The sequence below is a fragment of the Flavobacterium resistens genome (assembly GCF_900182645.1).
Taxonomy (GTDB): domain Bacteria; phylum Bacteroidota; class Bacteroidia; order Flavobacteriales; family Flavobacteriaceae; genus Flavobacterium; species Flavobacterium resistens.
Genome location: NZ_FXTA01000006.1, coordinates 251754 through 264180 on the forward strand (window position 1 = coordinate 251754; position 12427 = coordinate 264180).

The following is a 12427-nucleotide window of genomic DNA, read 5'->3' on the forward strand; positions in this document are numbered from 1 at the left end:
ATTATGATTGTTTTCTTAAAGTCTGAATGGTGTCCAGCACTTTTTTAGTTTCATTTTCAATTGTTGCATAATCGCTTTCTTCCATGCGTTTTTTGGTAATCAACTTGCTTCCTAATCCTACTGCTGATACACCAGCTGAAAACCAATTTTGTATGCTAGTAGATGTGGTGTCAACACCTCCGGTTACCATAAAGGTCAAAGAGGGAAAAACATCTTTGATGGCACTCATAAAATCTGGCCCAAGTATGTTTCCCGGAAAAAGTTTAATGAATGTAATGCCTGTATTTTCGGCAGCAATAATTTCGGTAGGTGTCATGCATCCAGGAGCGTAAAATGAGTTTTTGCTTTTTAAAAAATCAGCTACTTCAGGAACAAAGCCCGGACTTATGAAAAAATCAGCACCAGCATTGTGAAAATCTTTGGCTTGTGATTCATTTTTTATTGTTCCAATTCCTAAAAGCATTTCCGGCATTTCAATATTTTTGATTTCTACCATTTTTTTGAAATTCACTAATGCTTCAGAACCGCGGTTTGTATATTCTACTGCTCGTATGCCTGCGTTGTACAAAGCACGAAGCACTTCAACGCTCACATTTTCATCTGTATTGAAATACAAAGGAAGCATGCCTTGTTGTGCTATGATTTCTATTGACTCTTGAATCGATTTCATAACTAAATTTTTACTTTAAAAACTAGTTTTTTCAATGAACCGTCACCAATCATTGCTGCGTGAACATCCTCTGGAAATAAAATGGTGAACTGTTTTTCCTGCAATTGAAAAAACATGTCGGGTTTGTCATGAAAAAAGCGAACATCTTTTTCATCACTATAATCTCCATTTGGATTTACACATTTTTCTCTCGGTTTCCATGCATAAGTTTCCGGACCTTTTACTACAATTTGGATATCAATGTTTTTGTCGTGACATTCAAAACCTTTGATGCTTTCTTCTTTGGTCGTTCCTTCGCCAGCAATTACGATTACTTTTAATCCTTCAGTAATTTCCAAAACGCCTTCCTCCAATTTGCTGATGTCATTTTGCGTTACAAAATCAAAAGCTTTTTTAAAGTTTGGATGCAAACCGTAATATTTTGCGGCATTGTGTAATGAATCTACTATCATTTTATTTGTTTTTATATTTTGTGTTTTTTGAATAATCCTCCTTTGTCAGAAACATCAGGAAAGAAGTCCCATTTTCCAGTTAAATCAAAAAAATGTAACATGCTATTATTGCTATAAAATATTTGAATTTTTAATTTAAATAATTGCATTTAAACAACTGGTTTTTAGTTGTTTGTTGTTTGTTTTTCTGTTTTGTGTCAGATTTTGATTTTTATCCTATATAACTGATTGAAATAGTTTGTCTTATCTTTTTATTTTACTTAAACCAATAATTTAATATATTGAATTAAAATAATTGATTATTAGCTAAATAGAGTCTTTATTTTTTTTAAATGCATTTTAATTTTTTTAAACAATTAGATTAAAAAAAATACAAAAATTATATTGTTGTTTTTATTGTTTGTGTATTTTTGCGTGTACGCACACGGTGTTTTGCAAATGTATATAAAAAGACATGTAAAACAACTTATATTTGATAAAAAAAATAATAATTTTACGCAGCTAATCTATTTTTTTAACCTAAATATCAGAAATATCATAACAATAAAAAAAATAGCAGAACTTGCTAATGTATCACCAGGAACGGTTGACAGGATTATTCATAATCGCGGGCAGGTTGCACAGGAAAATGTAGACAGAGTTAATGCAATTATTGAAGAATATGGTTATAAACGCAATATTTTAGCGAGTAATTTGGCATTAAACAAAAAGTTTCATTTTGCTGTTTTTTTGCCCAAATATGAAAATCTCGAATATTGGAAAAGCCAAATTACAGGCGTAGAAAAAGCAGCTGCCGAATTTGGAAAATTTGGCGTGGTGCTGGATTATTTTTTCTATGATTTTAACAAGGAATCTTTTCAAAAGCAAATTAAAAAAGTAATTGATTTTGACTGCGACGGATTACTTTTTGCTCCAATTTTTTATGAAGATTCTGTTCGTTTTTTGAATGAATATCAAAAAAAACAGATTCCGATTGTCATGATCGATTCAAATATTTCTGACGAAAATGAACATGCTTATGTTGGCCAGAATGCTTTTCAGAGCGGATATCTTGCCGGAAGACTGATTAGTTTTGCCGTAAAAAATGAAAGAAAGGTTTTGGTCTTTAAAATAACAAGAGAAATTGAAAGCACATCAGTTTATCTTCAACGAATCGATGGATTTTATTCTTATTTTAAAGATCATGATGAACTTACCAATTTCAGTTTTTCTGAAATTACAGTTAAAGATTCAGGAACAGATCAATTGTGTATGGAAATGTTTAAAGACATTCATAGCGTTTTTGTGCCCAATTCAAGAGCTTATATTGTAGCCCGTTTTTTGGAAAAAAATAATATAAAAGGCGTGCGAATTATTGGTTTCGATTTATTGAAAGATAATATAGAATACCTGAATAAAGGCATAATCGATTTCTTGATTAATCAGCGTCCGGAAGAGCAAGGATATATGGGAATTAATTATTTGTACAAGAAATTAGTCCTTCAGGAAGAAACGGAATCAACGAATTATATTCCATTGGAAATTATTTTAAAAGAGAATTATTTTCCTGTGAAGAAGTAAAACTCATTTTTGTCATTTCGAGGAACTAGAAATGACAAAAATGAGGGGAAATTAACGAACAATAAATCTATTTCTTAACCTTAACAACAAGCGGATTGTTTATTTTCTCAGCAAATGAACTCAAATAAGTTTCCCATTCTTGTTTGTTTTGAAACGGACTTCCTTTTTTCCATCCAAAACCAGTATAATAGATTGCTTTATTATTTTTAAGCGGAATATTTCCGTACAAATTGCTTAAGTCAGCCTCGTTTGTAACGTGATTATCAAAGCTTGTCATTGCATTTTTTGGAGCAACTAATCCTAAACCAATTTCAGAATCATCGATTGGTTCCCAATAACTCAACCAGCCCTTTTTTAAATCAGTTCCGATGGTTCCTTTTTTCTCATGAAGCGTCAATCCAACCGAAATGCTTTTTGCTCCAGTTATTGTAGTTTCAAAACGAGAAAGATAGCTTCCGTAATCTAAACTGATTAATTTCGATTCCGTTATTTTGTTTCCTTTCGCATCCCAATCGGCGTAAGTCAAAATAAAACTGGTTCTGATTGGTCCGGTTGTAATGGTTTTCCAGCTGACAAAATTCTTTGAAAAATAATATTTCCCATCTGCATTTACTGCAATTCCGCCAATTCCACGACTATCGCCCACATGAAAATTATCCAAACCTTCGCCAGTATCTTTATGGTAAGTTCCTTTTCCAGAAGTCATTTTTTCGTACCATTTGTTGATAATCGGGTAATCTACTCTTTTTAACCAAGCATCCATTCCGCTAGTCAAAGTCCCGCCAGGAATCTTATCTTCAACCATTTTTTGCGCGACAGGACCATAAGTTCTAAAAGCGACTTTGTTGTTTTCCCAAGCATAATCGTCTGTTCTTTCAGGAACAAATCGTGAATAACAGCTTATTGTTGTTGATGCCGAAGGATTTGTTCCAACTAAAACCTCAAAATCCTGTTTTGAAGAAGCTTTGACTTTTGGCTGAAATAAAAGCACATCCATAGTTCCGTCGCCATCATTATCAACTGTTTGGGTTTCTAGAAATGAATTGGAGCTTTTATCCTTTATCGTGTAATTTTCAAGTTTGGCATCGGCAGGCAATCCAAGTATTTTTTTAGTCAATTCGATTGTTTCAAATTCGCGGTCAATTTTTAGGGAATTGCTTACTGTGATTGTTTTGTTTTGAGAATGTATGGCAAATGTGCCAGTCAAAAGAGTTATCAGAAAAAGTTGTTTTTTCACAATTTGTAGTTTTTATTTTTAATAGGTTCGATAGGATTATAAAATTACAAATCAAATACCACATATAAATACAGAAGTGGAGTAATTTTGTACAGAAACATTGAATATCTGGTAGGGTTTGCTTTGCAATGAATTTGACATAAAATATTTTTCGTAAATTTCAATACTTGTCTTTTGTACAAGTATGAATTCTAATTAAATGAAAATCAATAAAATGGTTAAATGTATAATTTTCGATTGTGACGGAGTTTTAGTAGATACAGAAAAAATTGGCAACGGAATATTGCTAGAAATGGCTTCAGAACATGGTTTTGATATGAAAATTGAAGATGCCTACCGCAATTTCAATGGACGAAATTTAAAAGATTGTTTTCGACATATAGAAGAAGCAATCGACCAAAAACTTCCCGAAAATTTTGAAACCGAATACCGCCAAAAAAGCTTTGAAGCATTTAAAACACAGGTAAAACCGATGGAAGGTATTGTTGAATTTATCGGAGATATCGAAAAATTAAAAATCCCATATTGCGTGGCTTCCAGTGGTCCGGTTGAAAAAATAAGACTGAATCTTGAAGTGGCTGGCTTATTGAATAAATTTGAGAATAAACTATTTAGTTCCTATCAAATAAATAGTTGGAAACCAGAACCAGGAATTTTTTTGTACGCTGCCAACGAAATGGGTTTTGATGTAAAAGACTGTATTGTTTTGGAAGATAGCAAAGCAGGAGTAAAAGCCGGAATTAGTGGCGGATTCAAAGTATATGGCTTTGCAAACGGTTATAATAATGAAGATTTAGAAGAAGAAGGAGCGGTACTTTTTCATAGTTATGAGGAGTTGAGTGAATTGCTTGGAGTTTAGTTTTTGTTTCAGGTTTCAAGTTTCAGGTTTCAAGTTTCAGGTTTCAGATTTTGTGAGGCGTGTCTTTGACTTCGCTCAGCCTGACAAGATTGGAGATTAAGTTATTTTTAAGTTGTCAGCCTGAGCGAGGTCGAAGGCACGCAAAGTGTATCTACTTTTTTTGTCATCACTAGTTTCTTAGAATGACAACATTTTACGAATAGAACTTTGTCAAAGTTTAAAACTTTGGCAAAGTTGATTCCTAAAAATTAAAGTTTAAATTTTATCTTACAATTACAAAATTGTTTGATTAAAATGTAATTTGTTGCATTAAAATAAATTTTTATATATTTGAATTTCGACATTCTCTTTTTTATTTTGATAATAATGAATAATTGTTATTAATACATTTAAAATTGAATGTTTTTTGCCTAAAAAGAAATGACTTCTCCCAAAGAGTTGTTTTTTAAAATTGTGATTCCAAAAATCGCAAAATAACCTACAGACAGAAACAAAAATGACGAAATTTATAAGAATTTTAATTTTATCAATATTGCTCATTTCTCCAGTTTTAAATGCGCAGATTAAAAAAATTGGTGTCCCTTTTATAATTAATTATAATCCGAAAACTTACAAAGCCGCTTCCGAAAACTGGGATGTTTTGCAGGATTCTAAAGGAATGATGTTTTTTGCCAATCATTTCGGAATCATGCAGTTTGACGGCGTTCGTTGGAGCATCGTTACACAACCGGAAAACAAGAGTATGGTTCGCTCGCTTGCCATCGATAAAAAAGATAAAATGTATGTTGGCGCCCAGGGCGATTTTGGTTATGCAATTCAATTGCCAAACGGACAGTATCAATATACATCTTTAGTAAAATTACTTCCGGAATCAGCTCGAAATTTTGGAGATGTTATACATACGATTATCCGAAATAATGAAGTGATTTTTTTCTCTTATGAAGAAATTTTTATCTATAATAACAATAAAATCAAGGTTTTAAAGTCTAAAGAAAAATTTGATGATTTCTTCGAAGTCAATAAAGAAATCTATATTTCGCATAATACCAAAGGTTTATTGAAATTAAAAGGCGATAAATTAATTCCGGTTACAAATGGAGAGAAGTTTGCGGGAATGAAAATCAGGAAAATGTTTGAAACTCAAAATGGTCTATTGCTTTTTACGCAAAAAAACGGACTTTTTACGTTTAAAGACAATCAGGTAAAACCATTTTTAAGCGAAGCAGACAATTTATTAAAGCAAAATCAGATCTCGGTTGCGGTTGAACTTTCTGATGGATATTTCGGAATTGGAACCCGACAATCCGGGTTGATAGTTATAGATAGTTCGGGACATTTGATTCAGCATATTGATAAACAAATGGGACTTCAGAATGATTATGTAACGAATCTTAAGGTTGATAAAGAAGGCAATTTATGGGTTACTCTCAAAGAAGGAATTTCACAAATTCAGATTTCTTCGCCTTTATCAAGAATTTTGGATACTTCGAGTTCAGAAACTAAAATATACTGCAGTCAGATTTACCTAAATAAATTATATATCGCCACAGATAACGGTTTGTTTTGGATGGATTGGCAGTCTTATAAAAACGGAAAACATGAAAACGCGAACTTTCAGCACGTTTCTGGAATGTTTGAAAATGTTTGGAATATTAGTGTTTTTGGAAATTCGCTTTTGGCTTTTGAAAAAAATGGAATCTTTGAAGTTTCAGGTAATTCAGCAAAATTACTGGCAAAAGTTGATGGCGCGTGGAAAGGAATTTTGATCCCTAATCATTCTGATTTACTGCTAGTTGGTGGTTATAACGGATTATATCTTCTTAAAAAAATAAATAATTCGTGGGTTTATCAAAACAAATTAAAAGGTTTTGAGGAAAGCAGCCGAGTTATAGAAACTGATAAAAATGGAAATATTTGGATTGCGCATGGCTATAAAGGGATTTATAAAATTCAACTAAATAAAACTTTTGATGCTGTTGCTGATGTTCAGTTTTATAATGATAAAAATGGTTTTCCATCGAGTTTGTTTTTGAATACTTTTAAAATTGACAATCAGATTCTTTTTGGAACTACAAAAGGGGTTTATAAACAAGATTCTCATTCGAAAAAAATGATTCCTGAGCCCGTTTTTAAAAAATATCTGGGAATGGAAAATCATATTCGATTATTAAAACCTGATTATCAAAATAATATATGGTACATTTCTGGAGAAAATACCGGAAAAATGACGAAAAAGCCAAACGGAAGTTTTGAGGTTGAAGAACTTCCTTTTAGAAAACTTCGTTACTTATATGTTCCTGGGTTTGAAAATATTCAAACAACAACCAGTGGTGATGTATTTTTTGGAACACAAGATGGTTTAATTCATTATAATGTCATTAAAAACAAGAAATACAAAACGAAATATAAAGCAGTAATTTCAGAAGTGAAATGTATTTTTCCGAAAGACAGTTTAATATTTTCAAGCCGTTATGATGTGCTTCCGAATAAAACAAAAGATGCAGGAGAAAAAATCTCACATGTTTTATCCCATTCTAACAACGCATTACATTTTTCTTTTTCATCTCTTTTTTATGACGAAGCCGATGCTACAAAATACGAATACTGGCTGGAAGGTTTTGAACCAAAATGGTCGGAATATAGCCTTCAAACTGAGAAAGAATATACCAACTTACCTGAAAATGAATATGTTTTTCACGTAAGGGCAAAAAACATTTATGATGTGGTAAGCGAAGAAGCGGTTTTTCGATTTGAAGTTTTACCGCCTTGGTACAGAACAATCTGGGCTTATATTTTGTATTTTATACTTTACAGTGTTGTCATTTATTTGATTATCAAATATCAAAAATTTGTGGCTGAGGGTGATCGTCAGCAATTGATTCTGAATCAGGAAAAAGAATTATTGCGCGCCCGTGCTGAACTTAACGAACAGCGATTGAATTTGGAACAGGAAAATATGGCTATAGTTCGGGAAAATCTCGAAACAACGATCAATCTTAAGAATGCCAAAGTAGCTTCAAATACTGTGAATCTTATTCATTTAAATGAAATTTTGCTTTCGATAAAAGAACTGATCGGACAGATAGACAAGAAAAATGATTCAAATGTGAATTTTGGTTTATTGAGCAAAATAAACAAACTAATCGATCACGAATTGCAGGGCGACAAACATTGGAACGAATTTGAAGAAATCTTCAATCAACTGCATGATAATTTTATGCAGAGGATGAAAACAACTTATCCGGAACTGACTCCGCGCGATATGCGATTGTGTGCTTACTTGAGAATGAACTTTAATACAAAAGAAATTGCTCCGCTTTTAGGAATTTCTGTTCGTGGAGTTGAAGATACCCGATACAGAATTCGAAAAAAATTACAGCTTCCTTCGGATGCAAATATCACAGAATTCATTCTGAATTTTTAATTTTTTATTATGATGTAAAATCCTAAGTAGTTTTACGTGTTTTTTCTTCATTTTTTTTAGATCACCGTAGTCAAACCGTACTCAAAAATGTAAGTCTAGCCTGATTTATTTGTTAATATTGTCGGATTATTATTAAGATAATTACCTGTTTACTGCAAAATGGGTTTTTATTACGGTAATAAGCTTTACTAACAAAAAACTAAAAAAATGAAACAAAATGACTTTTTTTTCGGCCGACCACCGAAAGACAATTTCTATTATTTTAAACAATTTTTGGCCATAGCTATATTTGTGCTTTTGCCATTTTTAAAAGTTCAGGCGCAATGTAAAACATTGGTTTGGTCTGATGAATTTAACGGTACTACTGTCGACCTTACCAAATGGCAGAGTATTTCCGGAAACGGTTGTCCTTCACTTTGCGGATTCGGAAATGCAGAAGCTCAGCGTTACGATCCAAATCAGGCCACAATTGTAAAAGAAGGAGCAAATAGTTACTTAAACATTGAGGCTAAATATCAGCCGAATGGGTCTTTTCCAGATCAGCCGTATGCTTCTTCAAAATTAACTACAGAAGGAAAGTATTCACTTAAATATGGCAGAGTTGAAGCTCGTATGAAGTTGTCAAACGGACAAGGCGCATGGCCTGCGTTCTGGATGCTTCCCGTTAACGGAAACTGGCCGTATACTGGTGAAATTGATATTATGGAAGCCAAACACAGAAACCCACAATCTGTAGACGGAACGATTCATTATGACGGAAACGGATATCATTTTACAGGAAGAAGTTATAGTTCTCCAACAGATTTATCTACAGACTTTCACATTTATGCGGTAGAATGGGGACCAAACTTTATTAAATGGTATGTTGATGATGTTTTATTTCACACGGCAACTCCAAATACTACAGTAAATGGCGGATGGCCTTTTAATGATAGTCAGTTTTATATTATTTTAAATCTTGCTGTAGGTAGCGCAGGAACGCCTTATACAAGTGTAAATGGAGCAGGAGTAGCGCCAATTCCTGGAGATTTCCCTGCAAAATTACAGGTAGATTACGTTCGTGTTTATGACGGAAGTTATAAATATGCTGTTGCAGGTGATGCAAAAGTGTATCAAAACGAAACTAGCAAAACGTATTCCATAAATGCTATTGCAGGTGCAACTTACAACTGGACAATTCCTGCGGGAGCGACAATTACAGCAGGACAAGGAACAAATGCAGTAACAGTGAATTGGGGAACTTTAGGCGGAGATGTTTCGGTAACGGCAACAACTTCTGGTTGTACTGCAAATACTTATAAATTGGCTGTAACGACAGAAGCTGCAATTCCAGTAGAGAAAATTCAGGAAGATTTTCAAACGAACAGAAATGTTGTTTACGGAAATAAAACGGGAGTTTTGACAGAAGCAATTGCAAATCCATCTGCAACCGGAATTAATACTTCGGCTTTGGTTGGAAGATATGTTCGTAATTCTTCTGAATTGTATGATGTTTTCAATATCAAAAATATTGTAATCAGCAATGCAAATGATTATGTGTCAGGAAGAAAAAGAATCTCTTTTGATTTGTATACTTCGGCGCCAGTTGGAACTAAAATTTCTATGCAGTTAGAAAATAGCAATGTTACAACAGCAACCAATTATCCATCAGGAAGACATAGTGGTTACAAAGCGACTACAACGGTTCAGAATAAATGGGAAACCATTGAATTTGAATTTGAAAAAATTATCGATCCAAACACAAGCGCTTTGACAATCAATAACGTGGCTTTACTTTTTGAATCGAATTCAAATTCGGGAGCAACGTATTATTATGATAATTTGTTGACAAGAGCTACTCCAGAAAAACCAATTGTTGCCACGGACGTATTGCAGAACTACGATGGCATCAATAAAATTATAAAAGGAACTACGACAGGAACTTATACAGTTGTAGCAAATCCGGGCTCAAATTCCGTTAACTCGTCTGTAAATGTGGCGAGATACGTTAGAAATGTAACAGAACAATATGATGTACTTTTCTTTAATACGCAAACATCAATTGAAGATGCTGGTTTATTCAAAAACCAAACAAATAAAATCATGATTGATGTTTATACAACAGCTCCGGTTGGAACGGTTGTTAGCATGAATTTTGAAAATAGTGCGACTTCGCTTCCGGCAAATTACCCAACGGGGAGAAATAGTAATTATGTAGCGATTACAACGAAACAAAATCAATGGGAAACGCTGACATTTTACTACAATTCAAGTCCAGATGCAGGAACTTCTAATTTAGCTATTAACCAAATGGTTTTATTATTCAATTCAGGTTCTTACACAAGCGATACGTATTATATAGATAATATCAGAATTGGTGCAACCAAACTTCCGGATACTTATACTCCTGGGGTTGTTTATGAAGATTATCAAACGGTTCACAATATTACATTTAGAGATGCTATCGGAACGTATACAGCAAACGTAGCAAATCCTAGTGCAACAGGAATTAACACGTCTTCAAATGTTGGAAGATACGTTCGTAAATCAACAGAATTGTATGATAATTTCTCATTCAATACAACTCTAACAAACATTGGAGATTTTAAAGCGGGAACTAAAAAATTCGCCATGGATGTTTATACATCGGCTCCGGTTGGATCAATTATTTCATGGCAAGCAGAAAGCAGTGCTTCAGTTCCGTCAAACTATCCAGTTGGAAGACATAGTATTTATCAGGGAGTTGTAAAACAAACGAATACTTGGCATACGGTAACTTTTACGTATGTAAGTACGCCAGATGCTTCGACTGCAGATAATGAAGTAAACCGTTTTGTTTTCTTATACGAACCGGGAACAAATTCTGGAAACACCTATTATTTTGATAATCTGAGAGCTTTAAATTTAGTTTCTACAGAAACTCCAGTTGGATTGCCTTCGCCGTGGGTTAGTACAGATTTAGGTGCGGTAACGCCAGCGGGAGAAGCCACGCATTCTAACGGAACTTTTACCATTAAAGGTTCAGGAACTGATATTTGGGAAACAAGTGATCAATTTCAATTTGTAAATCAATCCATTACGGGCGATGCTGAAATTATTGCCAAAGTTAATTCGCTTACTAATACAAATACTTATGCAAAAGCTGGAGTTATGTTTCGCGAAACGCTTACACCAACTTCCAAACATGCGATGACCGATGTGACGCCAGCTGCAGGAGTTGAGTTTCTATCAAGAAATGCTACGTCAGGAGTAACAGTTGCTGATGTTGCAGCAGGAACGGCTCCAAAATGGGTTCGTGTAGTTCGCTCTGGAAATGTATTTACATCTTACACTTCTGATAATGGCACAACATGGACACAGCTTGGAACTTCAAAAACAATTACAATGGCAAACACCATTTATGTTGGAATGGCTGTTACATCACACGCAAACGGAACTTTAGGAACAGGAGTTTTTAGTGATGTTATTGTTCGAAATATTACACCAAATCCGAATGTAAATTTAGCTTTAGCTAAAACTGCAACGGCTTCTACAGAAGAAAATCCAACTTTATCAGCGAGTAAAGCGACAGACGGAGACGGAACAGTTTCAAGATGGGCGAGTTCTTTTGCCAATGCTACAGAATGGATTTATGTTGATTTAGGAAGTAATTATAACTTGAATCGAGTGGTTTTAAAATGGGAAGCAGCTTATGCAACGCAATATAAAGTACAGCTTTCTACAGATAATGTTTTCACCGAAAATGAAACTATCAATACACAAACGGCAAGCGACGGAGGAACTGATGATTTAACCGTAAGCGGAACAGGAAGATATCTTCGTATTTTATGTACGACAAAAGCTTTAGCTCCTTACGGATATTCATTGTATGAAATCGAAGCCTACGGATCTGCTTCTGCCGCTAAAAAAGCGAATGTTGTAGTGGAAGAAAGTGCGCCTGAAAATGTTGTTTTTGCAATCTATCCAAATCCGGCGAGTAACTATATTCAAGTTACAATTCCTGAAAATTTAGACAACAAAATCATCACGATTTATGACAATTCAGGAACATTAGTTCTTCAGAATAAACCTGAAAAAGAAGCAAGTGAAAGCGTAATTGATTTGAGCCGACTGAGAGAAGGAATTTATATTCTGAATTTCAAATCAGATCAAAAAAGCTGGACTAAAAAGTTAATTAAGAAATAATTAAAAACAAATTGGGTGTGATGATCCTAAATAGTTACACCCAATTTTTTACACATTTTAT

The 12427-nt window shown here is 33.8% G+C and carries 7 protein-coding genes; 4 read left to right on the forward strand and 3 right to left on the reverse strand.

Annotated features, from left to right (window positions below; genetic code table 11):
* Position 1: 1 nt before the first annotated feature.
* A complete protein-coding gene (locus FN795_RS20030; RefSeq protein ID WP_142452262.1) occupies positions 2–670 on the reverse strand; it encodes a bifunctional 4-hydroxy-2-oxoglutarate aldolase/2-dehydro-3-deoxy-phosphogluconate aldolase in 669 nt (222 codons plus the stop codon).
* A 2-nt stretch (positions 671–672) separates the two neighbouring features.
* The gene (locus FN795_RS20035; protein WP_142452263.1) at positions 673–1122 is read right to left on the reverse strand and encodes a YhcH/YjgK/YiaL family protein; all 450 of its coding nucleotides are present in this window, start codon (positions 1120–1122) and stop codon (positions 673–675) included.
* 438 nt (positions 1123–1560) lie between these two features.
* Here FN795_RS20035 and FN795_RS20040 point away from each other — a divergent pair, with 438 nt between their 5' ends.
* Complete coding sequence (locus FN795_RS20040; RefSeq protein ID WP_142452264.1) at positions 1561–2682, forward strand: LacI family DNA-binding transcriptional regulator; 1122 nt, start codon at positions 1561–1563, stop codon at positions 2680–2682.
* Positions 2683–2749: 67 nt separating this feature from the next.
* Here FN795_RS20040 and FN795_RS20045 read toward each other — a convergent pair whose 3' ends face one another.
* Positions 2750–3919 carry a DUF4861 family protein gene (locus FN795_RS20045; protein WP_142452265.1) on the reverse strand — a complete coding sequence of 390 codons (1170 nt, stop codon included), beginning with the start codon at positions 3917–3919 and terminating at the stop codon, positions 2750–2752.
* Between the two features lie 199 nt (positions 3920–4118).
* Here FN795_RS20045 and FN795_RS20050 point away from each other — a divergent pair, with 199 nt between their 5' ends.
* The 3 genes from FN795_RS20050 to FN795_RS20060 all read left to right on the forward strand — a co-directional run bounded on the left by FN795_RS20050 (position 4119) and on the right by FN795_RS20060 (position 12366).
* On the forward strand, positions 4119–4778 hold the full coding sequence (locus FN795_RS20050) for an HAD family hydrolase (RefSeq protein ID WP_244290012.1): 660 nt from the start codon (positions 4119–4121) through the stop codon (positions 4776–4778).
* A gap of 496 nt (positions 4779–5274) precedes the next feature.
* Positions 5275–8202, forward strand: coding sequence for a triple tyrosine motif-containing protein (locus tag FN795_RS20055; protein WP_142452266.1), 2928 nt, complete (start codon positions 5275–5277; stop codon positions 8200–8202).
* A 207-nt stretch (positions 8203–8409) separates the two neighbouring features.
* A complete protein-coding gene (locus tag FN795_RS20060) occupies positions 8410–12366 on the forward strand; it encodes a family 16 glycosylhydrolase (RefSeq protein ID WP_142452267.1) in 3957 nt (1318 codons plus the stop codon).
* The last annotated feature ends 61 nt before the right edge of the window (positions 12367–12427 follow it).

Coding starts and splice junctions, on each gene's coding strand:
- FN795_RS20030 (WP_142452262.1), bottom strand. CDS start 670: ATGAAATCGATTCAAGAGTCAATAGAAATCATAGCACAACAAGGCATG.
- FN795_RS20050 (WP_244290012.1), top strand. CDS start 4,119: ATGAAAATCAATAAAATGGTTAAATGTATAATTTTCGATTGTGACGGA.
- FN795_RS20060 (WP_142452267.1), top strand. CDS start 8,410: ATGAAACAAAATGACTTTTTTTTCGGCCGACCACCGAAAGACAATTTC.
- FN795_RS20040 (WP_142452264.1), top strand. CDS start 1,561: ATGTATATAAAAAGACATGTAAAACAACTTATATTTGATAAAAAAAAT.
- FN795_RS20035 (WP_142452263.1), bottom strand. CDS start 1,122: ATGATAGTAGATTCATTACACAATGCCGCAAAATATTACGGTTTGCAT.
- FN795_RS20055 (WP_142452266.1), top strand. CDS start 5,275: ATGACGAAATTTATAAGAATTTTAATTTTATCAATATTGCTCATTTCT.